General features: G+C 68.6%; 28 protein-coding genes. 14 read left to right on the forward strand and 14 right to left on the reverse strand.

The features are described 5' to 3' along the window. Window positions 1–431 precede the first annotated feature (431 nt). Window positions 432–668 (forward strand): Rieske 2Fe-2S domain-containing protein, encoded by a 237-nt coding sequence (locus tag ACFYRU_RS16505; protein ID WP_387658991.1) that lies wholly within the window; start codon window positions 432–434, stop codon window positions 666–668. A gap of 5 nt (window positions 669–673) precedes the next feature. After that, entirely contained in the window at window positions 674–1,258 is a 585-nt protein-coding gene (locus tag ACFYRU_RS16510) for a hypothetical protein (protein WP_387658994.1), read from the forward strand. Window positions 1,259–1,288: 30 nt separating this feature from the next. On the opposite strand, the gene ACFYRU_RS16515 is transcribed toward ACFYRU_RS16510, so the two are convergent. The 3 genes from ACFYRU_RS16515 to ACFYRU_RS16525 form a co-directional block, all read right to left on the reverse strand. After that, window positions 1,289–1,735 (reverse strand): PPC domain-containing DNA-binding protein, encoded by a 447-nt coding sequence (locus ACFYRU_RS16515; protein WP_387658996.1) that lies wholly within the window; start codon window positions 1,733–1,735, stop codon window positions 1,289–1,291. 1 nt (window position 1,736) lies between these two features. After that, a complete protein-coding gene (locus ACFYRU_RS16520) occupies window positions 1,737–2,126 on the reverse strand; it encodes a VOC family protein (protein WP_387658999.1) in 390 nt (129 codons plus the stop codon). Between the two features lie 1,225 nt (window positions 2,127–3,351). After that, the gene (locus tag ACFYRU_RS16525) at window positions 3,352–3,513 is read right to left on the reverse strand and encodes a hypothetical protein (RefSeq protein WP_387659002.1); all 162 of its coding nucleotides are present in this window, start codon (window positions 3,511–3,513) and stop codon (window positions 3,352–3,354) included. A 966-nt stretch (window positions 3,514–4,479) separates the two neighbouring features. On the opposite strand from ACFYRU_RS16525, the gene ACFYRU_RS16530 reads away from it, so the two are divergent. The 6 genes from ACFYRU_RS16530 to ACFYRU_RS16555 are packed head-to-tail and all read left to right on the forward strand — an operon-like array spanning window position 4,480 to window position 7,857. After that, window positions 4,480–5,076, forward strand: a complete 597-nt coding sequence (locus ACFYRU_RS16530; protein ID WP_387659005.1) for a Na+/H+ antiporter subunit E — start codon at window positions 4,480–4,482, stop codon at window positions 5,074–5,076. Continuing rightward, a complete protein-coding gene (locus ACFYRU_RS16535) occupies window positions 5,069–5,329 on the forward strand; it encodes a monovalent cation/H+ antiporter complex subunit F (RefSeq protein WP_387662902.1) in 261 nt (86 codons plus the stop codon). Before ACFYRU_RS16530 ends, ACFYRU_RS16535 begins: the two co-directional genes overlap by 8 nt. Further along, window positions 5,326–5,658, forward strand: a complete 333-nt coding sequence (gene mnhG / locus ACFYRU_RS16540; RefSeq protein WP_387659008.1) for a monovalent cation/H(+) antiporter subunit G — start codon at window positions 5,326–5,328, stop codon at window positions 5,656–5,658. Before ACFYRU_RS16535 ends, mnhG begins: the two co-directional genes overlap by 4 nt. Next, window positions 5,658–5,948 (forward strand): Na(+)/H(+) antiporter subunit B, encoded by a 291-nt coding sequence (locus tag ACFYRU_RS16545; protein WP_387659010.1) that lies wholly within the window; start codon window positions 5,658–5,660, stop codon window positions 5,946–5,948. The genes mnhG and ACFYRU_RS16545 overlap by 1 nt, the downstream gene beginning before the upstream one ends. Beyond that, window positions 5,945–6,373, forward strand: a complete 429-nt coding sequence (locus ACFYRU_RS16550; RefSeq protein WP_387659013.1) for a hypothetical protein — start codon at window positions 5,945–5,947, stop codon at window positions 6,371–6,373. The genes ACFYRU_RS16545 and ACFYRU_RS16550 overlap by 4 nt, the downstream gene beginning before the upstream one ends. Window positions 6,374–6,405: 32 nt before the next feature. Beyond that, window positions 6,406–7,857: a proton-conducting transporter membrane subunit gene (locus tag ACFYRU_RS16555; RefSeq protein ID WP_387659016.1), complete on the forward strand. Its 1,452-nt coding sequence runs from the start codon at window positions 6,406–6,408 to the stop codon at window positions 7,855–7,857. On the opposite strand, the gene ACFYRU_RS16560 is transcribed toward ACFYRU_RS16555, so the two are convergent. The 8 genes from ACFYRU_RS16560 to ACFYRU_RS16595 form a co-directional block, all read right to left on the reverse strand. Next, a complete protein-coding gene (locus tag ACFYRU_RS16560) occupies window positions 7,840–8,616 on the reverse strand; it encodes a GAF and ANTAR domain-containing protein (RefSeq protein WP_387659018.1) in 777 nt (258 codons plus the stop codon). The genes ACFYRU_RS16555 and ACFYRU_RS16560 overlap by 18 nt on opposite strands. Window positions 8,617–8,676: 60 nt before the next feature. Continuing rightward, window positions 8,677–9,357 carry a GAF and ANTAR domain-containing protein gene (locus ACFYRU_RS16565; RefSeq protein WP_387659021.1) on the reverse strand — a complete coding sequence of 227 codons (681 nt, stop codon included), beginning with the start codon at window positions 9,355–9,357 and terminating at the stop codon, window positions 8,677–8,679. Window positions 9,358–9,400: 43 nt separating this feature from the next. Continuing rightward, entirely contained in the window at window positions 9,401–10,180 is a 780-nt protein-coding gene (locus tag ACFYRU_RS16570; RefSeq protein ID WP_387659023.1) for a sigma-70 family RNA polymerase sigma factor, read from the reverse strand. 98 nt (window positions 10,181–10,278) lie between these two features. Next, a complete protein-coding gene (locus ACFYRU_RS16575; protein WP_387659026.1) occupies window positions 10,279–10,767 on the reverse strand; it encodes a DUF6328 family protein in 489 nt (162 codons plus the stop codon). Window positions 10,768–10,787: 20 nt separating this feature from the next. Beyond that, a complete protein-coding gene (locus tag ACFYRU_RS16580) occupies window positions 10,788–11,801 on the reverse strand; it encodes a Ppx/GppA family phosphatase (protein ID WP_387659029.1) in 1,014 nt (337 codons plus the stop codon). A gap of 58 nt (window positions 11,802–11,859) precedes the next feature. Then, on the reverse strand, window positions 11,860–12,384 hold the full coding sequence (locus ACFYRU_RS16585; RefSeq protein ID WP_387659030.1) for a hypothetical protein: 525 nt from the start codon (window positions 12,382–12,384) through the stop codon (window positions 11,860–11,862). Continuing rightward, window positions 12,384–12,851 (reverse strand): SRPBCC domain-containing protein, encoded by a 468-nt coding sequence (locus ACFYRU_RS16590; protein WP_387659033.1) that lies wholly within the window; start codon window positions 12,849–12,851, stop codon window positions 12,384–12,386. The genes ACFYRU_RS16585 and ACFYRU_RS16590 overlap by 1 nt, the downstream gene beginning before the upstream one ends. A 42-nt stretch (window positions 12,852–12,893) precedes the next feature. After that, the gene (locus ACFYRU_RS16595; protein WP_387659036.1) at window positions 12,894–13,388 is read right to left on the reverse strand and encodes a DUF3592 domain-containing protein; all 495 of its coding nucleotides are present in this window, start codon (window positions 13,386–13,388) and stop codon (window positions 12,894–12,896) included. Between the two features lie 147 nt (window positions 13,389–13,535). On the opposite strand from ACFYRU_RS16595, the gene ACFYRU_RS16600 reads away from it, so the two are divergent. Next, the gene (locus tag ACFYRU_RS16600; protein ID WP_387659038.1) at window positions 13,536–16,961 is read left to right on the forward strand and encodes a beta-N-acetylglucosaminidase domain-containing protein; all 3,426 of its coding nucleotides are present in this window, start codon (window positions 13,536–13,538) and stop codon (window positions 16,959–16,961) included. Here the strand turns inward: ACFYRU_RS16600 and ACFYRU_RS16605 are convergent. Then, window positions 16,958–18,160: a hypothetical protein gene (locus tag ACFYRU_RS16605; protein ID WP_387659041.1), complete on the reverse strand. Its 1,203-nt coding sequence runs from the start codon at window positions 18,158–18,160 to the stop codon at window positions 16,958–16,960. The genes ACFYRU_RS16600 and ACFYRU_RS16605 overlap by 4 nt on opposite strands. A 257-nt stretch (window positions 18,161–18,417) precedes the next feature. Between ACFYRU_RS16605 and ACFYRU_RS16610 the strand changes: the two genes are divergently transcribed. Then, on the forward strand, window positions 18,418–20,478 hold the full coding sequence (locus ACFYRU_RS16610; protein WP_387659044.1) for a transglycosylase domain-containing protein: 2,061 nt from the start codon (window positions 18,418–18,420) through the stop codon (window positions 20,476–20,478). On the opposite strand, the gene ACFYRU_RS16615 is transcribed toward ACFYRU_RS16610, so the two are convergent. Beyond that, complete coding sequence (locus ACFYRU_RS16615) at window positions 20,475–20,897, reverse strand: MarR family winged helix-turn-helix transcriptional regulator (RefSeq protein WP_387659047.1); 423 nt, start codon at window positions 20,895–20,897, stop codon at window positions 20,475–20,477. The two genes, ACFYRU_RS16610 and ACFYRU_RS16615, sit on opposite strands and share 4 nt — an antisense overlap. 82 nt (window positions 20,898–20,979) lie before the next feature. Here ACFYRU_RS16615 and ACFYRU_RS16620 point away from each other — a divergent pair, with 82 nt between their 5' ends. After that, the gene (locus ACFYRU_RS16620; protein WP_387659050.1) at window positions 20,980–21,666 is read left to right on the forward strand and encodes an alpha/beta fold hydrolase; all 687 of its coding nucleotides are present in this window, start codon (window positions 20,980–20,982) and stop codon (window positions 21,664–21,666) included. An 8-nt stretch (window positions 21,667–21,674) separates the two neighbouring features. On the opposite strand, the gene ACFYRU_RS16625 is transcribed toward ACFYRU_RS16620, so the two are convergent. Continuing rightward, window positions 21,675–22,334 carry a FadR/GntR family transcriptional regulator gene (locus tag ACFYRU_RS16625; RefSeq protein ID WP_387659053.1) on the reverse strand — a complete coding sequence of 220 codons (660 nt, stop codon included), beginning with the start codon at window positions 22,332–22,334 and terminating at the stop codon, window positions 21,675–21,677. A 105-nt stretch (window positions 22,335–22,439) separates the two neighbouring features. Between ACFYRU_RS16625 and ACFYRU_RS16630 the strand changes: the two genes are divergently transcribed. The 3 genes from ACFYRU_RS16630 to ACFYRU_RS16640 are packed head-to-tail and all read left to right on the forward strand — an operon-like array spanning window position 22,440 to window position 25,752. Further along, window positions 22,440–23,876 carry an MFS transporter gene (locus ACFYRU_RS16630; RefSeq protein WP_387659056.1) on the forward strand — a complete coding sequence of 479 codons (1,437 nt, stop codon included), beginning with the start codon at window positions 22,440–22,442 and terminating at the stop codon, window positions 23,874–23,876. Continuing rightward, complete coding sequence (locus tag ACFYRU_RS16635) at window positions 23,876–24,760, forward strand: ABC transporter substrate-binding protein (protein WP_387659058.1); 885 nt, start codon at window positions 23,876–23,878, stop codon at window positions 24,758–24,760. The genes ACFYRU_RS16630 and ACFYRU_RS16635 overlap by 1 nt, the downstream gene beginning before the upstream one ends. Further along, window positions 24,757–25,752: an ornithine cyclodeaminase family protein gene (locus ACFYRU_RS16640; RefSeq protein WP_387659061.1), complete on the forward strand. Its 996-nt coding sequence runs from the start codon at window positions 24,757–24,759 to the stop codon at window positions 25,750–25,752. Before ACFYRU_RS16635 ends, ACFYRU_RS16640 begins: the two co-directional genes overlap by 4 nt. The last annotated feature ends 26 nt before the right edge of the window (window positions 25,753–25,778 follow it).

Raw genomic sequence — 25,778 nt, forward strand, 5'->3', positions numbered from 1 at the left:
GGGTGCGGGGGAGGCGCGTCGGGAGAGAACCTCTGCGGAGACCTTGTCGCGGAGCGGGTGCCTGCGGAGAGGCCTCGAAGAGGTGGCGTACCCAGAGCGCGCCCGTACGCAGCGCGCGCCCGTACACAGAGCGCCCGTACACAGCGCGCCCGCACGCGGAGAGTTCGTACGCGGAGAGTCCGTAGGCAGAGGGCTCGTATGCGGAGGGCTCGTATGCGGAGGGGCTGTGCGGTGTCGGTTGATGGGGGCCGGCGGGCCTTAGTTGGGTCGGAGTGTCGGGGTGATGGAGGGAACCTTCGGGCGGGCCTATGGCAGGACTTGACCGGACGTGATGGGGGCTTGATGTGGGTGCATACGTCGGGGTGGCGTGGGCACCGACGCGGAGCGGTCTTGATCTGAGGCGCGGTACGGCGTGAGCTGGGAGGTGTTGGATGGCGGCGTGTGGGGTTCGCGGGAACGAGTACGGCGGATCTTTCGCGGTGATCACGGGGGACCGGACGGCGCGCATCTTCGACAGCATCGAATGTGCGGTGCATGCGATCGTGTCGGCGTGTGTGCATCGTGGGTGCTGCGTGCTCGGGAGCGGCGTACAGCGTCAGGACGAGATCTCTTGCTGCGCGCACAGTGCTCGCCAAGCCGGTACCGACGCCGTCCGCGATTACGCCTGATTTGGATGCGTACTTATCGGTGGATGTGGCGGACCGTTGCCGGTGGGCTTCTGCTGCTGGCGCTGGGTGCCGGGTTGCTGATGTTGCCGGCGGTGATCTGGATGATCCTGGCGGCGCTCGCCGTACCGTTCGGGCTGATGCTGGCGATCGGCGCCGAGACGGTGGCGGCTGAGAGCCCGCGAGCGCGTCGGCTGCATGTTGTGAAGCTGACGATGGCGGGTTATCTGGTGGCTGTCGGGGCCGTGGTACTGATCAAATTCCTCGGTGCGGGCGCTTTGGCGCTGCTCGGCGTCGTACTCGCGACCTCGCCGTCGGCTGTTCGCCTGTACGGTGCACGCCTTGGCCGCGGGCGTACGGAGAGGATGCCGGAGGCAACGGTTAGTACGAGTGAACTTTGCCGCGTGTGGCTGGACAGCTATCGCGCACTGAATCAGGCTCCGACGGCCAAGGCGCGTCTTCGCGTCGTGATGGCCCGGCAACGGTGCCTCGACGAGCTGGAGCGTCGCGACCCGGACGGGCTGCAGGCCTGGCTTGCGTCGTCGGCGAGTGCGGCCGGCGACCCGAGCCGATTCCTTACCGACGACCGATGAGATTCCGGGCATGAGCGGCGGTGGGTGGGGTCAGCGCGAGCGGGGGAGGTCGATGAGGGCGAGGCCTAGTTCGGGGTGTTGGGTTTTGCGGAGGTGGGCCGGGGACTCGTGGATGATCGCCTCGAGGGTTGGCATGACCTCGCCTGCGAGCAGGTGACCGCCGCGGACCTGGCCGTCGGACAGGCCTAGTACGGCGTGTACGTGCGCCATCGGGCCGTCGTCCGAGATCGCGATGTCACCGATCAGCGAAAGCAACTCGCACTGCTCGTCGACCTCGATCCGGCGGTAGTCCTTCGCGTCCCGGTCGAACCACCCGACGGTCGCGCGCCGGAACGCCCCGACTGCCGTGATCTGCGCCGCGCCGAGTTGCTGGTCCTGGGCGAAGCCGTTGAGAATTTCGACCGCGTCGTCGCCGGTCTCGCCGATCACCACGAAGGTTCGGTCCGCATCGGTTGAGTGCAGCTCTCGCCAGTCCATGTCAGCTCACCGCGATGACGCAGAACTCGTTGCCCTCGGTGTCCCGCAGTACTACGAAGTCGTGTTCGTCGGGGTAGGGCCAGCGTTCGGGACGGGTCGCGCCGAGTTGGAGCAGGCGATCGATGTGGATGTCGCGTTCCGAGGTGTACAGGTCGAGGTGAACCGGGGCCGGCGCGGTGGGGATTGCCTCGGCGCGCTGCAGCAGTACGGTCGGGCCTGTGCCGTCGGGATCCTCCAGCTTGGCGAACTGGTCGTGGTCGCGGATCCGGTCCGGCCGGCTGTAGCCGAGCGTTGCTGACCAGAAGTCGGCGGCGCGGTTCATGTCGGTCGCGTTCACGCAGACGGTTGCCAGCCGGAGGTCTCCGATGTCGTCAGGTCGTTTGGTAGCCATACCAGTGCGGTGCCCGGCATACCGTTCGTGCTAACGATTCGCGAGTTGGTGCTTGAGGTCGTTGGCGGCGTTCTGGTCGCGGGACAGGCGGGAGCGCGGTCGCGAGTGATGCGTTGCGGGCTGCGTTGTCGGCGCGGGTTGTCGGAGCGCGGGCGCTTCGTCAGGCCGGGTCGTTGCGCCCTTTCCGTCGCGCGTTGGTCGACGTACGGCGCTAGCCGGCGTAGACGGCCGGGCCTAGCCGAGGTAGATGTCTGCGCCGTCCGGCCGATGCCTTTCAATTCCGGAGCAATTGCCGTAGGCGTCCGAGATCGTGCAGTTTGCGGTGGTGGCCGTTCCGGCGGTCGAGGCGGTGTTCGACGAGTTCGGCGAGTTCGGCGGCATGGTCGGCGTGCGTTCGTCGTACGGGCGACAGTGCTCGCGGCGTCCGTGCGGTCCTGCGAGGTTGTTTCGGTTGTCGGACGCTGTGTCCGGCAGTCGGCGGCGAGCAACTCACGCATGGTGGCGACGGCGGTCTCAGCTGAGCTGCGCTGAGGAGAGTACGAGGAGTTGGTACTGGCGATGGCTTGTCGGTTGGGCGGATTCCGGGTTGTTCGGCGTACGTCTGACTGTGGCGTTCGATGATCGGATCAACGGTGTTGGGCAGGTCACGACCGGTGTCGGGGTCGTTTGGTGTTAGGCATCGCGGGAACCGGAAAGTCATGATGAGCAGAGCGTGGCGAATGGTTGCCGCGGCGGCTCTGTTGGTGTTTGCACTGGCGCCCGCCGTGGCTGGTTCGGCAAGTGCGCAAGCGGCGCCGTCGCCGTCTCCGACGTTGGGTTCGAACTCACCGGCACCCAATCCGCCGGGTTCGGCGGACTCGAGTCCGCGGGACTACAACGGCGCGGTCTGGGTTGTGGCGGCCGTCTTGGTCGTCGCTCTTATCGTCGGCGGCGGGACGCTGTACCTGTCGCGCAGCCGCCGGATGAGCCTCGACCCGCTCAGCACACCGGAGGATAAGTCGAAGGCCAGTACGCCAGAGGACCGTGCACCGGAGGTCCGAACGTTGGAGGGCCGTGCGCGGGAGGGCCGTGCGCCGGAGGGGCGTGCTGGCGATGGGCGTACTGCTGCCGGCCGGGATGCCTGAGGTCGAGGGGGAGTGAGTCTGGTGCCGGTGGACGGGATCGGTCGCCGATCCGTGACCAGTTGGCAGCCGATCACCGGCATTGACGTGGCGGCTGCTTGTACCTAGCTGCCGCGGGGCAGTTGTTCGTCGGGGTCCTCGTCAGGGTCGGGTTCCGGATCGGGGTCCGGCGACCTGTCCGGGTCGTCCTCGGGTGCGGTGGGATCGAGGCGGTCCGGGTCGCCGAGTGGTGGTACCGGGCCTGGTGGATTCGGGATCGTGTTCATCTCAGCCTCCTCGCGAACGGAACTGATCCCGTACCGGTGCCCGTCCGCGGCGAGGCCATGCGTGGCGACGCCCGGCGCGGTTGTGCGTGGAGACGTACGGGGCGGGCGTGTGAGGTGACGTGCGGGGCGGGCGTGTGCGGAGCCTGTGCGTGGTGACGCGCGGCGTCGCCAAGCGTGGCGACGTGCGGGGCGGGCGTGCGAGGAGGCTGTGCGTGGTGGCACGCGGCGTGGTGGCGCGCGGCGCGTTTGTGTGCGGCGCGGTTGTGCGGGGCGGCTGTCTGGCGGCGCGTGGCGGCTGGGGGTGGTGGCGTACGGGGGCGGCCCCGCGTGGTGACGTGCGTGGTGACGTGCGGGGCGGGCGTGCGTGGAGGCTGTGCGTGGTGGCGCGCGGCGTGGCGATGCCCGGCGCGTTTGTGTGCGGCGCGGTTGTGCGGGGCGGTTGTCTGGCGGCGCGTGGCGGTTGGGGGTGGTGGCGTACGGGGGCGGCCCCGCGTGGTGACGCGTGTGGTGACGTGCGGGGCGGCGGTGTGTGGTGACGTGCGGGGCGGCTGTGTGTGGTGACGTGCGGGGTCGCCGAACGGAATGCCGTGTGTGGTGCTCGGGGGGCCGGGATGCGCGAGACCCAGTTCTCGTGCCAACCGCACTCGACGTGTCCCGGCTCGACCGAGCTACCAGCGCCGGTCGCGAGCGACCGGACAGTTGCGCGGGGGACGTGATTGCCCGGGTGAACTTCTGGCCGGCTGCGGGGCGTGCGTGAATACCGCAGGATCGCGGTCGGCTGTGCCGTGAAGTTCGTCCATCAACCTGTCCTTGCGGACTGGACGGGGCGGCCCCGCGCTGTTGGAGGGCTTGCCCCTTCATAGGACCCCTGATTCCGGTCCACGTCAACCCGGCATCGTTGTCAGAAGGCAACGAATGCGCGGATGCGATCGCGGGTACCGCTTCGGGTGCGGAAGGGAGTACTGGATGGCGAGGCGTGCGACGACGGTCGGGGCGCTGACGTTCTGGTGTTTCCTTATCTGGTTGGCGCTGACCGGATTGTTGACCGTTGAAGCGGTTGCGGTCGGGCTGGGTGTCAGTCTGCTGGTCGCGTGGTCGCTCGCGCCGCTCGGGCCGGTCGCTCGTCCGTGGCGGATGGTGTCGATGCTTCGGCTCACGGGGTTTGTTGCCTACAAGGTGGTACGGGCCAACTTCTCGCTGGCGCGGCGGATCTGGACGCCGTCGTTGCCGTTGGCAACTGGGATGGTGATTGTGCGGACCCGGTTCGGGGATGAGGGGCGGGTCGCTGCGGTGGGGATCGTCAGCTCGCTGATCGTCGACAACCAGATCGTCGATTTGGACCGGTCGCGGCACGAGCTGGTGTACCACTGCATCGCCGTGCCGGCAGAAGGCCGACGGTACGACGAGATCAACGGCCCACTGGAACGCCGGATCGCTGCGCTGACCCGCGCGGGTGATGCGAACGGTACGCCCGGAACTCCTGGCAATGCCGCCGGCGGTGGGAACGACGGTGCTGGGGGTGGGGACGGGGGTTCTGGTGGGGGTGGTGAGGGTGATGGTTGAGGTTTTTGGGGTGGTTGCGGTTTTGGAGGTTTTGGTGGCGGGGGTGTTGGTGGGGCGGGTTGCGGTGGGGCCTTCGGTTACTGATCGGGTGGTCGCGCTCAATGCGGTGTCTACGCAGGCGACGCTGGCGTTTTTGTTCTTTGCTGCGTATGCGGATCGGACGATTTACCTGGACGTTGCGCTGTGGATGGCGTCGTTCGGGTACTTGGGCGCGCTTGTCTGGGCTCGATTTCTGGAGCGTGGTTTGTTGTGAGGACGGCAATCGTGGTCGTACTGTCGCTGGTCGGCCTGTTCTTCTCGCTTTCCGGGGCGGTCGGCGTGCTGCGGATGCCTGATGTCTACTCGCGCATCCAGTGCACGTCGAAGGTCGTCACGATGGGCGCCTTGCCGGTGTTGCTTGCGGTTGCTGTTGGCAAGGGGTTGTTGTCGCAGTACGGCGTACATGCACTGATCGTTGGGTTCTTGCTGCTGATCCTCAATCCGGCGGCGTCGCATGCGCTGGGGCGAGCGGCGTACAAGACAGGTATCCGTCAGTGGTCGGGCGCGGTGGCCGACGAGCCGCGGGACCGGGGGAGGTCGTGATGTTCTGGGTACTCGACTACCTGTGTCTCGCCGTTGTGCTGACCGGGGCGGTGCTCGTGGTCAGGTTGCGTAATCTGGCCGGTGCGGCGATGGCGTTGTCGCTCGTCGGGACCGTACTCGGTCTGCTGTTCGTCGTACTCGGTGCGCCGGACGATGCGCACGCGCAGATCGTGGTCGGGGCGATCGCGCTGCCGACGCTGTACCTGATTGCTATCGGTAAGACTCGGACCGACGTCGAGGATCGTACGGAACTCGGCGAACCGGCCGACGATCCGGACGAACGGCCATGAAGCGGGCTGTTGTCGGATGGGTTCTCGCTGTCGCGACGGCGGGGGTGCTTGGTGTCGCGGTTGTCGGACTGCCGCGCGAGGGCGCTGCTCTCCCGGATATCGCGCGGCAGGCGATGACGGTGGCGTTGCCTGACTGGCGTACTACGGAGCCGGTTAGTGAGGTTGTGTACGGGACGCGGGCTTTTGACACGTTCGGTGAGACGTTTCTGTTGCTGGCGGCGGTGGTCAGTGTGTTGCTGCTCGCGCGGCATCGGGAACGGCGGCGTGAGTACTTCGGCGAGGAAGAGGCCGGGCTGGAGGAGCAGCAGTACGAGCATCCTGGCGACGTACCTGTCGGCCCGACTGAACGCGCCGCCCGGGCGGCCGATACCCGCGAGGACGACCTGACCGTAACCACCTGGCGCGAGGCCCACCGCTCGGGCTAACCTACGCGCTGCTGACCGCAACGATCGGTACGTTGCTCCTGCTCTACAGTCTGTCCGAGCTCGGCGGCCTCGGCGCCCACGAGGCCGGCTGGTACGCGTGCCTCGCGCAACTGTTGCTCGCAGCAATGATCGGTACGGCGCTGACCGCCGACCTGCTCAACCTGTTCGTGTGGTTCGAGGTCGCGGCGCTCGCGAGCTACGGCCTGACCGGGTTCTTCCTCGAACGTCCGTGGGCGCTGGAGGCAACCTTCAAGATGATGGTGCTGACCAACCTGGCGGGCTTCTTCGTCTTCGTCGCCACCGCGCTGCTCTACTCCGGTCACGGCGCCCTGAACCTCGGCCAGCTCCAGCACGCCCTGGCCGACAATGCCAGTACGGCGGACCTGGTCGCTCTCGGGCTACTGCTCGCCGGCTTCGGTACGAAGGCCGGGCTGATGCCGTTCCACGGCTGGCTGGCCGACGCGCACTCCGCGGCGCCGGGCCCGGTCTCGGCGATGTTCTCCGGACTGATGGTCAACCTCGGCGTCGTCGCGATCGCACGAGTCGCACTGGACGTGTACGCCGTCCATCGGACCGCGTTACCCGCCATCCTGCTGGTCCTCGGCCCGGTCTCGGCGATCGCCGGCGCCGCGCTCGCTCTGGGCCAGGACGACCTGAAGAGGTTGCTGGCGTACGACACCGTCTCGCAGATGGGCGTCCTGCTGACAGCGGTCGGCGCGGGGTCGCTGACGGCTGTCACAGGGTTCGTCTATCACCTGATCGATCACGCTCTGTTCAAGACGCTGCTGTTCCTGTGCGCCGGCGCGATTGTCCACGCCACCGGGATGACCAGGTTGTCGCAGATGGGCGGCCTGGCGCGGCATCGGCCGTTGGCGACCGCGGCGTTCCTGCTCGGTACGGCGTCGATCGCGGGCGTGCCGCCGCTGAACGGCTATGCATCGCTCGGGCTCATCCACGACGCGCTCCGCTCCGAGTATCCGGCCGCGTTCGCTGCGGTACTGGTTGCGCAGGTCCTGACGGTGGCCGCGCTCGGCAGGGCGACGTACCTGGCGTTCTTCCGGCGACGCGACGACGAGTACGACCCGCTGGAGCGCAGGCGGCCCGGCGCGTTGATCGCGTTCGGCGTACTGGCGGCCGGTTGCGTGGCGTTCGGCGTACTGCCGCGCTTCGTGGTGAACCACGTCGCCGCGCCCGCAGCCGCCGTACTACTCGACCAGCACGCGTACGCCGCCGCAGCGCTCGCCGGAAGTGCCACCGTCCACGTGACCACACCGGAGTTCAAGTACTTCGCGCCCGACGAACTCCTGATCGCGGTCGGCTGTATCGTCGCGGGCGTTCTCCTGTGCAGCTGGTACGTACGCCGCCCCGAGCCACGCGCCATCACGCTCCTCCGGCGCCTGCACACGGGCTCCGTCAACGACTACGCCGCGTACTCGATCGCAGGCCTGATTGCCTGCACGGTAGTACTACTGGCCGGACGGTAGGCGGCGACTGTCGATGAGTTGCTGCGCGACCTCACGGAGTTTGGTGTTGGTGTCCTGGGAGTAGCGGCGCAGCACCTGGAAGGCCTGGTCTCCCGTCAGGTTGTAGCGCTCCATCAGGATGCCCATCGCCTGCCCGACGAGCTTCCGGGCGTCCACCGCGACCTGCAGGTGCTGTTCGCGCCGGGCGGTCGCCATGGCCACCGCGGCGTGCCTGGCAAGGATGTACGCGACCGCGATCTCGTCCGCACCGAAGGCGTCCGGACGCTTGCTGTAAAGGCCGAGCACCCCGACCGGCCCGGACGACGTCCACAGCGGTACGTCGAGAACGCTGCGGACCCCGAGCTCGAGGACCCGCTTGGCCCAGTCGAGCCAACGCGCGTCCAGTACGGTGTCCGGCACCAGGACCGTTGCCCGCTCCGCCATGCACAACACCAGCGGGCCGTCGCCGCCGGCCGTCTGGAACTCGTAGATCTCGGCCACCACCGGCGCGGTGACCGCCGGGATCTCCAGACCGCCGCCGGAGGTCCGGAGGGCGACGCCGGCGTAGTCGCAGTTGAGCGCCTGGAGTGCGAAGTCGACCACCGCCTGTACGGTCTCCTCGATGCCCTCCGCCTCGTGCATCTCCAGCGCGAGCCGCGAGAAGACGTCCGCCGATCGCCCGGACTCAGCCTGGGTCGAGGACTCAGCCTGGGTCGAGGACTCAGCCTGGGCCGAGGGCTCGGCGTCCGCGGTACTGCCGGGATCCTCGATGTCTGTCACCTGTTCATCATGCATCCCGCCGGCCACCGAACCCAGGTGCCCCGCAGGTCGAACGCCTGATCACGTGCTGTCCCGGAAATCGAGCGTACGATTGACGATCCGTTCGGCGATCTGGTGCACGGTCGCGTCGTGGGCGAAAGCGTGCGCCCGCATCAGCGCCAAGGCGTCCTCGGGCGAAACCCGCAACTGCACCGCGGCCATACCCGTCGCCAGATGGACCACGGACCGAGCCGTCCAGGGGCCGTGGAGTTCGCCCGCCGCGGCGTCGTCCAGTACGGCGGCCCCGATCGCGTCCGCGAGGAACTGGACGATGTCGGCGGGCTCGCTCAGACCGTGCTCGGTGTAGATGCTGTACACCCCGAACGGATGGCCCGCGGGCCGCATCGGGAAGCAGTGCAGGGTGATGCCGCCGGCCGCTTCCACGGCCGACTGGGCGAACACGGGCCAGGTCCGGCTGTCCGCGTGCCGCAGGTCCGCGACCACGGGCTCGTTGAGCAGGCACGCGTCGTGGCAAGGTCCCTCGCCGAGGACGTCCTGCAGACTTTCGAGCTGGGCCGCGACCCGATCGGTCGCGGCCAGCGTCATCCGGTTGCCGGCATCGTCACTGTGGATGCTGATCGAGCTGCCCAGGCCGCCGGCGAGTTCACGGCCCGCGTCGCACAGCCGGAAGACGAGCGACTGCTGCAGATCGGCGGCCGCGACGAGCCCGGCGAACCGCTCGAGCACCGCCGCCCGATCCACAGATCTCGTCTCCCGAGGTGCGCTACGTCCGTTCTGCCGGTGGTCAGGCCGACAGCGCGAGTTGAAGGTTTCCGATGATCGTCCGGAGCCGCCGCGACACCTGCATCTGGCTGACGCCGATCTCGGCGCCGATCTCGGCCTGCGTGCAGTGGTCGACGAAGCGTCTGCGCAGGATCAGCTGATCCCGCTCCGGAAGGTTGTCGACGACCGGCCGCAACGAGTGCACCTGGTCGACGAGTTCGTAGGTGTTGCCCGGCTGGGCGACCTCACGCGCCGGTGCGGGGGCGCCGGCTTCCGTGCTGCGCTCGGCGTCCAGGGACGTCGGCTGGAAACAGCCGCGGGCCTGTTCCGCCTCGATGATCTCGGCCACGTCGGCCCCGATCGCCTCGGCGAGCTCGCGGTGGTCCGGCCAGTGCCCGAGCGACATCGCGAGCTTGCCCTGGACCGCGTTCACCTGGGACTGGATCTCCTGCAGCCGCCGCGGGAGCTTGATCGCCCACGCGTTGTCGCGGAAGTGGTGCCGGATCCCGCCGCGGATCGTCGGGACCGCGTACGACCGGAAGTCCGAACCGGGTGTCGGCCGGTAGTTGCGGGAGGCCCGGATCAGGTGCTCGATCGCGATCTGCTCGAGGTCCTCGTCGTCGACGCCGCGGCTGCGGTACCGGCGGGCGAGGGTGCGGGCGAGCGGCATGCCGCTGACGATCGCCTCGTCGAGGAGTTGCTCGCGACGAGGCCCGCGGCTGATGTGTGCGGCCCGGAGCAGGCGCTCGGTCCGGGCGGACTCTTCGGCGTACGACGCCGGGACTGGACTACTCGTTGCCATTGCGGGTTGTCCTGCCTGTGTCCGTCCCGGCCGAATGCGGCGCAAGGTTGGACCGCAACCGGGACCACCCCCGGGTACCCGCGGGTTCCACAACTGAATCATCGGTGCCGATGCCGCACGTACGCCGGAATCGCCAGCCAGAACGCCACGAACCAGAGCAGTACGCCGGCCACCACGGCGACGGCCGCGCCGCGGGGGAGTACGACGTCCAGCGCGATCAGCAGTCCGCCGCAGATCGAGGCGACGAGGAAGGCCATGCCGCCGCGAGCCAACCGATCGGCGATCGTGACGAGCCGGTCGCGCATCCCCTGCTGGTACAGGAAACGGTGGAACGCCACCGGCGCCAGGAACAGCACGACAGCGAGGGCCGCGGCCGTCAGAGTGCACGCGTAGACGGCGTGCGTGAACCCGTCGGTGGTGTGGAACTGGTTCTGGAACGCGATCCCGAGCAGGAACGCGAACAGGATCTGCGTACCGGTCTGCACCAGCCGCAACTCCTGCAGCAACTCGTTCCAGTGCCGATCCAGCCGCTCACCGGACGTCTCACCGTCGCGCTCGTACGTCAGCGACTCCTTCAGCGAGGCCATGGCGTTCCGGTACCCGGCGGTCAGCGCTTGATGCTCGTGACCACGGTCGGTGCGGGCGCGAGAGCGGTGAGCGGTTGCAGGGACTCGACCGTCAGCGGATGTTCCTGATCCGTGACGGTCTCGAGGTGATGCAGGAGGATTCCTTCGCGCAGCGCCCACGGGGACACCTCCAGACAGGCGATGTCGAGCGTGGACATCGCCGCGCTCGCGACCACCGCGCCCGCGAGGGACTGCTTGGCGCGGTACTGCGAGATGCCACGCAGGCCGGCGCGGTCACCGCTCGTCATCGCGGCGAGTCGCGGCAGCCAGCGGTGTACGTCCTTCCTGGTCAGCGAACGCCGTACGAACGGCCCGCGACGCTGCGGCGGGGCACCCGCCAGCCGGGCCAGTTGCTTGAACGTCTTCGAGCTGCCGATGACCTGTTTCGGGTCGCCCTCCCACAGCAACCGGTCGGACACCTGGCGCAGCGTCGTACGGACGTGGTGGCGCAGTTCGTGGAGCTGGTCCGGGCTCGGCGGATCGTCCGGCAGGAAGGCGCGGGTGAGCCGCCCGGCGCCGAGCGGCAGCGAGGCCGCGAAGTCCGGGCGGGCGTCACGGCCGAGCGCGATCTCCATCGACCCGCCACCGATGTCCAGCACGAGCAGGCGTCCCGCGGACCAGCCGTACCACCGGCGGACGGCCAGGTAGGTCAGCCGCGCCTCGTCCTCGCCGCTCAGGAAGCGCAGCTGTACGCCGGTCTCGTTGCCGAGCGCGACCGCGATGTCGGCCGCGTTGGTGGCGTCGCGGATCGCGGAGGTGGCGAAGGCGTACATCCGGTCGACCTGCAGGTCACGCGCCACCGTGGCGGCAGTCCGGACCGCCTCGACCACCCGGTCGACGCCCTCGGCCGCGATGGTGCCGTCCGGGCCGAGCGCCTCGCCGAGCAGGATGCGCTGCTTGAACGCGTGGGTGGGGAGCGGGGGCGCGCCCGGTACGGCCTCCGTGACCTGCAGTTGCGCGGTGGTCGATCCGATGTCCAGTACGCCGATCTTCATGCCCTGTTGGTGCCCGCGGCAAAACCAGCGCATCCGCCGGTGAACGCGGAGTGAGCGGTCAGGGTGCCGGTTCCTCCGGCTGCTGCTCGAGCAGGTGGAGGACCGGTACGCCGAGGTGGCGCCGGGCCTGCGCGGACCAGTCGACGTGCAGCAGTTCGGCGATGACGTGCGGCCGCGTGAGTACGACGACCTCCTGGCCGTGCACGCGCTTGATCTGGTCGACGAGCTCGTCGACCGGGTGCCGACGGGTGATGACGCCGTCGGCCTCCCGATCGAACGACCGCAGTCGCCCGAGTCCGCGTTCCAGCGCTGCGGTCGCCTCCGCGTCGACGGCTCGCTGGGCCTCGTCCGCCGCACGGTGGACGTCGTCGGGCGGGCGGAACCCGTACCGCGGGCCGGTCATCCCGAACATGTCCGACCCGGCGATCCCCGACAGCGACGCCTCGACCTGGGCCTGGGCGTCCTCGCACGGGACGATCAGGTGGAACCGGACGGGTTGCGGCGTACCGGCGTACAACTCCACCAGCCGTTCCGCGTCCGGCACGCTCAGTTCTTCCTCGACGAGGACCAGGACGTCGTACATCAGGCACCTCCTGCCGACGTCGGGAGCCGGCCGGCCACGGACATCGGTGCGTTGCCGGCGGCCGCCTGGACGAGGCGGTCGAGGGCGGACGTCCAGAGCAGGTCGTAGTGGTGCAGGCGGCCGGCGGGGATGCCACCGTGGGTGAGGATGAGGTGGGATCCGCGCCTGGCCGGGACCACGTCCACGAGCACTGTGCTCGAACGATGGAGCGGGTCGTTGAAATCGGCCTGGAAGTAGTGCGGTGGCTGACAGGTGGTCACCATGCCGGTTTCCTGTGTCTCCGGCCCGGTCACCACCGTGAATCCGCCGTACTGTGTGTCGCTCAGCGCTGTTGCTCCGAACCAGCTGCTGAGCAGTTCCGGCCTGGTGATGAGGTTCCACAGGCGGCCTGCGTCACAAACCAGCGTCCGGACATACCGGAGCTGTGGCGCCCGACTCGTCTGCTGTGCATGTGTAGTTCGCGCCATGCCCAACCAGTGCCCACAGACCGCCTTGGGTAGTCGTGGCTGCTACAGGGCGTCGCGGGCGTAGAAGACGTACGCCGCGGGGGTGCCGAGGAGCATCGTGGCGGCGAGGAGCAGGATCAGGACGTCGCGGAGGCGTTCCACCGCGAGAGACGTGGTGTAGAACGAGTCTGGGTTGCGCTGGTCGTACACGACGTCGACCTTGTCGCCGACGTGCCGGGAGCGGCTCCACAGCTGGAGTGTCTGCGTGGTGGTGTACGACGTACCGTCCATGGCCGTGAAGGCGATCGTTGCCTCGGTGCCGCCGCCGGTTCCCTGGGGATCCTGCGGGAGCTTGTGAGTGGCAACGATGTGGCCGACGGCCCGTTCCTGGTGCTCGGACAGGTCGCCGAGGGCGTTGATCCGCTGGATGCCCCAGATCAGCGTGACGACGCCGACCGAGAAGATCGCGAGCGCCATCGCGGTGAACACGGTCCAGGTGGCGACGACGCCGAGTCGCTTCCGGCGGGTCAGCCGCCGCGCCGTGTACTGGGTGCTCACAGGTCTAAAGAGAACCCAGCGCAACCGGCGTGTCCAGTCGAACCGGCGATTCCTGCTTCGCTGTCTGAAGTTGCCTACGTTCAAGCCTTGACGAGCAGTTCTGCGCAATGGCTAACTGGTCGGCACCCGCCTGCCCGAGGAGACTCGATGCGCCTGCTCAGGTCTGCCGTCTGCGTGCTCGCCCTGGCCGCTCCGTTCGCAGCCGTTCCCGCCAACGCGCAACAAGCCGGCACCGCAACAACCACCGCAGCAACCACCGCAGCAACCACCGCAGCAACAACCACCGCAGCCGCTGTTTCGCCCGCGCCGCAACAGCTCGTCCAACGCCCCGACGGCTTCCCGGTCACACCGGTGGTCGGTCTGGTCCGTACGTCGCGCACCGACGCCGACGCCGAGCGCGTCGTACGACAGGCCCTCGACCGCGCCGGCGTGAAGACCGTCCGGACCACCGACGGCGCCGACCCCGGTACGCCGACCACGATCTGGCTCGGCCGCAGCCAGCCGGTGCTGAATGCCCTGCACGTCAAGGACAGCATCGGCCTGTCCGCCGAGGGCTACGTGCTGGCGGCCGGCCGCGACGGCGACGACCGCGCCCAGGTCGTCCTCGACGGCGTCGACGGCGACGGCACCTTCTACGCCGCGCAGTCGCTCGCCCAACTGATCCAGCCGCGCCCCGGCCAGGACTGGGTGCCCGGCGTCGCGATCCGTGACTGGCCGACGATGCGGTACCGCGGCGCGATCGAAGGCTTCTACGGCACACCGTGGTCGCAGGCGGACCGCCTGGACGAGCTCAGCTACCTCGGCGCGCATCGCATGAACACGTACGAGTACGCGCCGAAGGACGACCCGTACCACCGGGAACAGTGGCGCGACCCGTACCCGGCCGACAAACTCGCCCAGCTCGCGTCGCTGGTCACCCGCGCCCGCGAGAACAAGGTCGACTTCACGTTCGCGCTCTCGCCCGGTCTGTCGATCTGCTACACGTCCGAGGCCGACTTCCAGGCGCTGATCGCGAAGTTCGAGGCCCTGTACGACGTGGGCGCGCGTTCGTTCAACGTGCCGCTCGACGACATCGACTACAACACGTGGCACTGCGACGCGGACAAGGCGAAGTACGGAACCGGTGGCGGTGCCGCCGGCCGTGCGCAGAGCGAGCTGCTGAACCGGGTGCAGCGCGAGTGGGTCGAGACCAAGCCGGACGTCGCGCCGCTGCAGATGGTGCCGACGGAGTACTACAACGTCAGCGAGACGCCGTACAAGAAGGCACTTCGGGAGCAACTCGACAGCGACGTCGTCGTGCACTGGACCGGAATCGGCGTGGTGCCGCGTACGATCACCGCGGCGCAGGCCGCGCAGGCGAAGGCGGTGTTCGGGCACGACATCCTGATCTGGGACAACTACCCGGTCAACGACTACGCGGCGGGCCGGTTGTTGCTCGCGCCGTACACGGGTCGCGAACCGGCCGTCGCCGACAGCATCGCCGGCATCATCTCGAACCCGATGAACCAGGCCGCGGTCAGCAAGGTCGCGCTCTACTCGTTCGCCGAACTCGGTTGGAACCCGGCGAAGTACGACGCGCAGGCCTCCTGGCGCCGCGCCCTCGCCGAACGAGGAGGCGGCGATCCCGCCACGACCGCCGCACTGCAGGTGTTCGCCGATCTGAACACGTACGACGGCACGCTGCATCCGCAGAGTGCGCCGGTCTTCGGTGCCGCGGTCGACCAGTTCTGGCAGCTGTGGCGCTCCGGGCAACGTACGCAGGCGATCGCCGTACTGCGGCCCCGGGTGAACGCGATTGTGGCCGCCCCCGCGACGATCCGGTCCGGAGTGGTCGACCCGGCCTTCGCCGACCAGGCCGAATCGTGGCTCAAGGCAACCGAACTGTGGGGCCGGGCAATGAACCGCGCGCTGGATCTGCTGGCCGCCCTGGACACGGGCGACGGTGCCGCGGCGTGGACCGCCCGGCAAGGGATGAACGCGCTCGTCAGCCAGGCGAAGGCGATCCGCGACAGCCGCCTCCCGCACAGTGGTACGTACCCGCGGATCGGTGAGGGCGTCGTCGATGCGCTGATCGCGGAAGCCGGCCGCGTTCACGACCGCTGGCTCGGCGTGCGGCCCGGGCGTACGGCGACGACCAGCCTCGGTACGTACCAGGACAACGTACCGGCGCGGATGATCGACGGCGACCCGAACACGTTCTACTGGAGCGACGGTGCGCCGAGCACCGGCTCGGAGGTCCGGGCCGATCTCGGGCAACTGTCGACAATCGGATTGATCACCATCCTGATGGGGAAGGCGTCCAGCCCGAACGACTACATCCACTCCGGCGTCCTCGAGTACTCGCCCGACGGCACGCGCTGGACCGAACTCGCCCGGGCGACCACGGCCGAGGTACGGGCGACGGCGCCGGCGGGTACGACGGCCCGCTACGTCCGGTACCGCTCGTTGAGCGCGAGCGACTACTGGCTGGTCGTCCGCGAGTTCACCGTCGAGACCATCGGCGGTCACACGACGACGCTGACCGCGAGCGGTACGCCAGCACCGGCCACCGGTTCGTCGTTCCGGCAGGCCGTGGACGGCGCCCTCGACACCGCGTACATACCGTCCACTGCGCCCGCCGCTGGTGACGCGTTGACGATCGGCTTGTCGGCGCCGCGCGAGTTGGCCGGTCTGACGATCCTCCAGCGGAACGTCGGTACGGCGGACGTGGAGGTGCAGGTCGGGGGAGGATGGCAGCGGGTCGGCACCGTGTCCTCGGCGTATGCCGAGCTTCGGGTGGCCGACCTGAAGGCCGAGGCGGTTCGCCTGGTCTGGAAGAGCGGTACGCCCGAGGTGGCCGAGGTCGTGCCGCTGTGGAGCGACACCCCGCTCGCGACGCTGAATGTCGGCAACGACCGGGCCGACGTCGTACGTGGCGTACCGTCGACGTTCACGGTCGACATCTCCGCCGACCGGAACACCGATGTCAGCGGTGCGTTGGACGTCGCCGCGCCCGCCGGGTGGACCGTCGAGACCACGGCCTCGGTGACCGTCAAGCGCGGCTTCACCCAATCCGTCCCGGTCCAGCTGACCGCACCGGCCGACGCAGCATTGTCGGCCGTAGACATTCCGGTGCGGTTCACGGTCGGCCAGACCAGCTTCGACGCGGTTCTGCGGGTCGCCGTCCGTCCGCGGACCGGCACCACCGACATCGCCCTGCACCATCCGGTCGTTGCCTCCAGCATCGAACCCGGTACGTCGTTCACCGCCGACCTGGCCGTCGACGGCGACAGCACGACCCGCTGGGCGTCCGGCTACGACGACGCGTCCTGGCTCCTGGTCGATCTGGGTACTCCGACCCGCCTCGGCAAGCTCGTACTGCGCTGGGAGGCGGCGTACGGCGCGGCGTACGACATCCAGGTGTCCGACGACGCGAACACCTGGACGACCGCGACCGCGGTCACGAACGGCGACGGTGGTACCGACACGCTCTGGCTCGACACCACCGCCCGCTACGTCCGCATGCAAGGCGTCCACCGCGCGACCCAGTACGGCTACTCCCTCTACGAACTGGAGGTCTACCCGGCGGTCTAGGAGTCCCAGATCGGCCCGAGCGCCGGGATGCCCAGGCGCTCGAGGCCGTGGACGACCGACCGCGTAACCTTCCGGTTCGACACGCAGATCACTGCCTCCGCGCCGGAGCCGGCGTACGCCGCGTACGCGAGCTTCACCATGTCGGGCTTGCCGTGCGCGTCGGTGTCCCAGATCAGCGTGTCCGGCTGGGCGCGGAGGATCTCGTCGACCAGCTCCTGTCCGTACGTCTGCACCGGGTCACGAGTCACCCAGACCAGCTTGTTCGGAACGCGCGCGGCCAGTACGTGCGCGAGCACCGGTCCGATCCCGCTGCCCGTCACAATGTAGACAATCCGGTTGAAGACGGTTCCGTAGTTGGCCATCCCGGCTGTCGCAACGCCCCGCACCCACACGCGGGCCGGCGGATTGTCGATGAAGTCGCCCGTCCAGTCCCCGGCGCGCGACACCGCCATCCGGAAGCCGGCCACCCCCGGCGTCGGGATCACCGCGAAGCTGTGCCACTCCCGCAGCGGGTGCCGCGAGATCGCCCGCGTCGACCCAGCCATCGGTGTCCGGCTGCCCGCCCGGACCAGCGCCACGTGCGAGGACGGGCGTACCACGTCGATCGGGATCCGCCGCAGCAGCGTCCACGGGATCAGCGAGCTGATCGTGGTCAGTGCGAGTACCCAGACCGCCGGCGTACTGACCAGCGACTGATGCCGCTCGGCGGCGAGCAGGACCGCGCCGGTCCAGAACAGTACGGACAACCCCCAGCCGCCGAAGCGGTGTACCCGCTCGAACAGGTCGTGCTGCTTCGCGCGGAACGAAGGTCGTGCGGTGCTCACGATGATGATCAGCAGCAGCGTCTGCACGTAGTACACGACGAGCAACGGCCAGCCGACCTTGCCGGTCGCGACGACCGTCAGCGCGAGGAACCAGAGGCTCCCGCAGGTCGCCCCGCCGACATGCAGACCGCCCAGGTGATAACCCTTCGCCAGCGCCCAGCGGACCCGCAGCGGCCAGGTTTTCGGCGCTTTCATCACCAGCTGCGAAAGCAGATTCACAAAGAACTGCTGGCGGACCAGAATTGCCGTCGCGAAATTCACCTGCGCGACCAGCGCGACGGCGCCGACCGAGCTCCACCGATCACCGGGAAGCCCACACACGAAGGTGAGAAGATTGACGACCAGCACCAGCGCCACCAGGCGGTTGCTCTGCATCAGTCGTGGATGTTTCAACAGTCGCCGGACCGCCGGCAATGCCTTCGGCAAAGCCACTTCCGGCAATACCGGATCCCAGCAAATCGCACTCATGAAATTCCCCCCGAATATATGTTCTCAATGCAGGCTGAGACGCCCGCGGGATCCGCTTCGGTTGAGCTACGGCCCGGGCCGCAACACAATCTCAACAATGTCCCCGGATGAGAGGACGCTGAGAGCCGTGTGTGTGCGTCGGTACGGCGACCTACTTTGGACAGGTGGGTGCGGCCGGGCAGGGGGTTCGGTTGCTGACGCGGCTCTTCGGCGTCAGCGCGCTGGCCGGTGCCCTGACAGCCGGGCTGGTGGTGCCGATCGCGGGGTTCGCCGGCTTCGGCAGTGAAGAGGTCGTCGACACCCTGCGGAGCCTGCCGAAACCGCTGAACAGCCAGCCGGCCGCCGTCCGGACCCGGATCGTGGCCGCGGACGGCAGCCTGATCGCGAATCTGTACGACGAGAACCGGGCGCCGGTCGGCATCGCCCACATCGCGCCGGTGATGCGGCAGGCGATCATCTCGATCGAGGACTCGCGGTTCTACGAGCACGGCGCGCTCGACCTGCAAGGGACGCTCCGGGCGCTGATCCGCAACCAGGCCGAGGGCACGTCGCAAGGTGGTTCGAGCATCACCCAGCAGTACGTGAAGCTGACCTTGCTCGAGAACGCCAAGACGCCCGCGGAGCAGCGGGCCGCGACGGCACCGACGTACGAACGGAAACTCGTCGAGCTGCGGTACGCGATCGCGGTCGAGCAGCAGCAGTCGAAGGACCAGATCCTCGACGGGTACCTGAACCTCGCGAACTTCGGCGACGGCACGTACGGCGTCCAGGCCGCGGCCCAGCACTACTTCGGCGTGACCGCCGCCCAGCTCACGCTGCCGCAGGCCGCGATGCTCGCCGGAATCGTGAAGAACCCCAGTGGCTACGACCCCGTGACGCACCCGGAGCAGGCGTTGCAGCGACGCAACACCGTGATCGAGCGGATGCTCCAGCTCGGCAACATCACGCTCGCCGAGGCGAACACGGCGTTGCGCGCACCGGTCCTCGACCTGTCCCAGGTGCACCCGATCCTGAACGGCTGCGCGAACTCGCCGTACCCGTTCTACTGCGAGTACGTCGTCTCGAAGCTGCTCGACAACCCGGCGCTCGGCGACACCCCGCAGCAGCGCGACCAGTACCTGAAGACCGGCGGGCTGACGATCCGGACCTCGCTCGATCCGCGGATCCAGGCCGCCGCGCAGAAGTCGATCGACGAGCACACCAGGCCGACCGACAACACCGTCGCGGCGATCACGGTCGTCCAGCCGGGCACCGGCCTGGTCGAGGCGATGGTGCAGAGCAAGCCGTACGGCGAGGGCCGCGACGAGACGGCGTACAACTACAACGTCGAGAAGTCGTACGCCGGCGGGTACGGCGGGTTCCAGAACGGCTCGACGATGAAGGCGTTCACGATCGCGGCGGCGATCCAGCAGGGCATCCCGATCGACCACATGATCAACTCACCGGACCAGATCGACCTCAGCGGCGTCCCGTACCGGACCTGCGACGGCTGGACCCGGGACAGCAACTACACACCGAAGAACTCGACGAAGAGCGGCGACTTCACCATGGTCGACGCCGCCAGGTACTCCGTGAACACGTACTTCCTGCAGCTGTCCCGCGAGACCGGGCTGTGCTCGATCGCGACGATCGCGGGCAAGCTCGGGATGTACAACGCGCAGACGCTGCATCCGCTGGACCAGGTCGTCTCGATGACGCTCGGCGTCGGGTACGTGACCCCGCTGATGCTGTCGAACGCGTACGCGACGTTTGCCGACCGCGGCGTGTACTGCGCACCGCTGCTGGTCACGTCGATCACCGACGAGAGCGGCAAGAGCCTCGCGACGCCCGGCCAGGCGTGCAAACAGGTCCTCGAGCCGTGGGTCGCGGACGGTGTGAACCGGGTGCTGAGCGCGGTCATGCAGCCGGGCGGCACCGGCGGCAACCTGAGCTTCGGCAGCTGGGACCTGGCCGGCAAGACCGGCACGATCAACCAGAACCTCGCCGTCTGGTTCTCCGGTTACACCCCGAACCTCGCCGCGGCAGCGGTCGTCGCCGACGCCACGCCGCCGTACACGAACCTCATGTACGGCCACCAGCTCAACGGCCAGGACATCACCGACCCCACCGGCTCCGGCACCGCGGGGCCGCTGTGGGAGTCGGCAATGCGCGGAGCCCTGCAGGGCCTACCCCGCGAGTCCTTCGTCGCACCACCCGCCCGCGTCCTGGGCAACCTTCCGAACTAGGCGGTCGGGTCCGGGCCGAGGGCGGTGTCGAGGAGGTCGCCGAGTTGCTGGAGTTGGGTGGGGGAGAGGGTGTCGAACGACGTCTTGACAACGGCGTTCACGGCTTCTTGGCCGTCGGCGCGGAGTTGCTCGCCCTTCGGGGTCAGACGGTGTTTGACGGCGCGGCCGGGGCCAGGGACGCGTTCGATCAGGCCGCGGTCGGCCATCCGCGTCGCCAGCGACCCGAAGGACTGGTCGGTCTGGAAGGTCAGCACAGCCAGGTCGTGGAGCGACGCGTCGGGCCGGCGGTCGAGGTGGCGCAGGGTGTCCCACTGCACGAGTGAGAGGCCGAGCGGCGCGAGCGCCTGGCTCAGGGCGCGGTGGTGACGGTACTGCAGGCGCTTGACGGCCAGGGCGACGTCAGCGGGCTGGTGCTTCATGATCTGCACTGTATCAGGTTGCTTAGATCAATATCCTGATCTAAGGTTCCTGATATAAGCATCCTGAGATCATGGAGAGTCGATGATGAGCACGTTCCTGCTGTTGCACGGTGGTGGCGGTGTCCTGACGATGGCCGGCTTCGCCGACCTGCTCAGGGAGCGCACCCACGCCCGGGTCCTCCTGCCCACGCACCCCGGCTTCGGCGGTACGCCGCGGAACGACGCGGTGCGGGACGTGCGGGACTTGGCGATGATGTACGTCGGGATGCTCGAGGAACTGGACCTCGCCGACGTGACCGTGATCGGCAACTCGTTCGGCGGGTGGGTCGCCGCGGAGCTCGCGCTGCGGCACAGCCCGCGGGTCAGCGACGTGGTGATCGTCGACGGGATCGGCATCGAGGTCGAGGACCAGCCGCTGACCGATGTGAGCGGGTTGTCGATCGCCGACATCCAGAAGCTGTCGTGGCACGACCCGTCCAAGGCACCGGCCGCCGGCGGCACCGGACCGAGCCCCGACGTCCAGGCCCTGATCGGATACACCGGCCCGACGATGTCCGACCCAACCTTGCTGCACCGCCTCGCCGCCATCGACATCCCGGTACGCGTCGTATGGGGCGAGAGCGACCGAATCGCCGGCCCCGACTACGGCAAGGCGTTCGCCGCCGCGATCCCGTCAGCGACGTACACACTGCTACCCCGCACGGGCCACCTTCCCCAACTGGAAACCCCCGAGGAACTGCTCAGTGCTCTGTTGGGTGCCGACGACTGAGAGGAAGCCTAGGTGGTGCTTTCCAGGAGGGATAGGGAGGCGGCGGCTGCGGTGGTGGTGTCGCCGGCTTCGATTGCGGCGGCCAGGGCCTCGTGCCAGGTGTCCTGGCCGGAGGTGAAGTTCTGTAGGCACTGGTCGTCGCGGACGCTCTCAGTCAGGGCGTGGGCGAAGCTCGTGTAGAGCTCGATCAGGACCGGGTTGTGCGAGGCGCGGGCCACGCACAGGTGGAAGTCGACGTCGCCGGCCACGAAGGCCGCCTCGTCGCCCGCATCGCCGGCGGCAGCGCGGGCGGCGAGCGCCTTGGTCAGCGCGCGGATGTCGGACCTGGTCCGGCGTGCGGCCGCCAGTCCGGCCGCGACGATGTCGAGGCCGCGGCGGACCTCGAGCACGTCGCCGTGCTCGGCCGCGCCGAGGCGGCGGCGGATCGCGACGTCGGTGGGGTCCTGGGCGGTGACGTAGGTGCCGTCACCCTGCCGGGTGGCGAGCAGACCCGCGTGCACCAGGCCGCGCACCGCCTCCCGGACCGACGCCCGGCTGACACCGAGCTGTTCGACCAGCTCGGTCTCCGACGGGATGCGCTCACCGACCGTCCAGCGGCCCGCGGTGATCTCGTCGCGGAGCTGGGTCCCGACGGACTCGACCAGGGAGACCCGCTCGACCTTTTTCATCGCAGCCCCTTCCTCAAACATCAGATGACTGGTAATCCTATCACCAAGCAACCCCGAGATCCCGGCTCGGTTCCGACAAACATCCTTCGACGGAAGGTCGGTCCGATGCACTCGACTGAATCATCGAACCAGCTCACCTCACGGCCGGCGGACGCCGTCTCCGTGGTAGGTCGTGTCCTGGACGCGATCCCGTTCAACCGCGCGCACCGCCTGATCCTGCTGATGGTGCTGCTCGGCGCGTTCTTCGACGTGATGGAGGAGAACTCGCTCGGCGCCGTCGGACCGGCGCTGAAGTCGGTGTGGAACATCTCCACGCCCGAGTTGGCGTTCCTGCAGACCGTGACGATCGGCGCGATGATCATCGGCAAGGTGGTCACCGGCGCGCTCGGCGACCACAAGGGCCGCCGGTTCGCGCTCGCGTTCAACCTGGCCGTGTACTGCCTCGGCGCGCTGATCTGTGCACTCGCCCCCGGGTACGCCGTCCTCGCGGTCGGCCGGTTCGTGGTCGGCGTCGGCCTCGGCGGCGAGATCGCCGCCGGGATGACGATGCTCAGCGAACTCGTCTCGACCAAGTACCGCGGCGCGGTCGTTGCCTCGCTCAACGTGGGTGCCGGCGGCTTCGGCAACGTGGTGTCGTTCGGCTTCGCGGCCGTCGTCCTCGGACCGCTCGGCAACTTCTTCGGCGGCCCGCACAACAGTTGGCGGTGGATGTTCGCCCTGCTGGTCCTGCCTGCGCTGCTGGTGCTCGTGTACCGGCGGTACCTCCCGGAGACGCCGCGGTACCTGGCGTCGCGCGGCCGGATCGACGAGGCGAACGGCGTCCTGACACGGCTGGCGAACGGCCGCCTGAAGGACCGCAGCGGACCGGTCACGCCGTACATCCAGCACACCGGAACGGCGCCGGCTGTCGAGAAGGTCCGGCTGTCCGAGGTGTTCCGCGGCGTGCTGCTGCGGCGTACGGCAGCCCTCGCGGTGATCTCGTGGATGACGTTCGGCGCCCAGGTGACCGTACTCGTGCTGATGCCGACCATCCTGGTCGAGCAGGGCTACACGATCACCAAGAGCCTCGCGTTCACGATGGTGATGAACGTCGGCAGTCTGCTCGGTGCCGCCGCCGCGACCTGGGCCGCGCTGCGCCTTCCGCGCCGGGTCGTGATCACCTGCGGTGCCGGTGCCGCCTGTCTTGCCGCACTTGCCTTCGGGTTCCTGGCGACGACGCCGGCGCTGGTACTGATCCTCGGCGCGCTCTTCCAGTTCTTCGTGCTGCTGCTGAACAGCACGATCTTCGCGTGGGCGCCGGAGCTCTACCCGACCCGGGTCCGCGCGTTCGGCACCGCGATGGTGGCGGTCCAGGGCAATGTCGCCGGGGCGTTCGTCCCGATCGGCGCCGGACTGCTGCTCGACCGCGCGGGAATGGTCGCGGTGTTCGTCCTGATCGCCGTCATGTACTCGGTGATGGCGGTCGCGAGCAGGTTCGCGCCGGAGACGCACGGGCTGTCGCTCGAGGACATCAACTCGGACACGAATCAAGGAGTCTCGTAATGGATCGTCTGCACGTCAGCGCCACCTCGCACTGGCCGAACTACCTTCCGGAGTACGTCGCCCGCGAACTCGGGTTCTACGCGGAGGAAGGCCTGGACTTCTCCCGCTCGGCGCCGGACGACTGGACGCAGGTGCTGCGGGACCTCGAAGGCGGCAGCGCGGACGTCGTACTCGGCGGACTGTGGGTGCCCGCGATGTACCACGGGCGCGGCCGTGAGTACCGCGCGTTCGCGCAGCTGAACGCCCGCAACCCGAAGGCGCTGGTGACCCGCGAGAAGCTCACCGACTTCGACTGGAAGGATCTCGAAGGCAAGATCGTGGTAGCGCCCGGTGCCGGCGGTACGGCGCCGTACGTGCACACCGCCGGGCTGATGCGCAAGGCCGGAGTGGACATGTCGAAGGTGCGCTGGGTACGCGACCTGTCCGGCTCGATGCTGACCGAACTGTTCCTCGGTGGCATGGGCGACGCGTTGGTCACGGACCTGGTGAACGCGTCGTTCCTCGAGCACCGGGGCGAGGCGCACATCGCGGTACGGCACGACCGCGCGGGCGGCCTGATGCCGAACAGCGTGTACTACACGACCGCCGACGTACTCGCCCGCGACGACGAGCTGGTCGAACGGTTCTACCGGGCGCTGCAGAAGTCGTACGACTGGCTGAAGGCACATGAGGCCGCCGAGCTGACCGACCTGCTGGCGCGCGAGTGGCCTTCGCTGGACACCGAGGTACTCGTGTCGATCGTCGACGATCTGCGCGCCAGCGGGATCTGGGACGACCTGCGGATCAGCGAGGACGGCTTCGCCGAGTGGATGCGGATCCTCGCCGAGGACGGGTTGATCGACGAGGCCCCGGCGTACGACGACCTGGTCGCGGTGGTGTCATGAGCGTCGGCAGACCGATCCTGGCCCTGAGCCGGGCCGAGATCGCGAAGACCCTCGAGATGCCGGCTGTCATCGAGGCGGTCGAGAACGCGCACGCCGCACTGTCGACAGGTGGTGCGGTGCAGGCCGAACGGTCGACGGTCGAGGTGCCCGGGTGTACGACGTTGCTCGTGCCGATGACCGCGGCGATCGGTTCGCGGGTGGCGGGGATCAAGCTGCTCACCGATACGCCGGCGAACCTGGCGCGGGAGTTGCCCGTGCAGCAGTCGACGATCCTGCTGGTGGATCCGGAGACCGGTACTTGTGAGGCGATTCTGGACGGGCCGGCGTTGACGTTGTTCCGTACTGCGGCTGCTTCTGCTGTTGCTACCAGGCATCTTGCGCGTCGGGAGGCGCGGACCGTCGGGTTCGTCGGTGCGGGGGCGCAGGCTCGGGCTCATCTTGATGCGCTTGCTTGTGTTCTTGATATCGAGCGGGTTGTGGTGTGGAGCAGGACGAAGGTTCGGGTCGAGGGGTTCGTTGCGTATGCCCAGGACCGTGGTCATGAAGTGGTGGTTGCCGGAGGCCCCGAAGCGGTCGTTCGGTCGGTGGATGTGCTGTGTACGTTGACGCCTTCTCGGGAGCCGATTGTGCGGGGGGAGTGGTTCGGCGCGGGGCTGCACGTGAATGCGGTGGGGGCGCCGCCGCGGCCGGACCATCGGGAGATCGACAGTGCGGGCGTTGCCCGGAGCAAGGTTGTCGTGGACAGCTTCGACGTCGTCCGGCGGGAGTCCGGGGACGTCCTCGTACCGCTCGGCGAAGGGCTGATCACCGCGGAGCATTTCGCCACCGAACTCGGGGACGTGGTCGCCGGCGTGCGGGTAGGACGCAGTACCGACGACGAGATCACGCTGTTCGACTCGGTCGGGCTCGGCCTGCAGGACATGGCCGCCGCGCGACTCGCCGTCGACGCGGCCCGCCGTACCGGACTCGGCGTCGAGCTGCGGCTCAACTAGACGTGTGACCCGCCGCTCGCCGGGAT

Source organism: Kribbella sp. NPDC004536 (assembly GCF_042873835.1).
Classification (GTDB): Bacteria; Actinomycetota; Actinomycetes; order Propionibacteriales; family Kribbellaceae; genus Kribbella.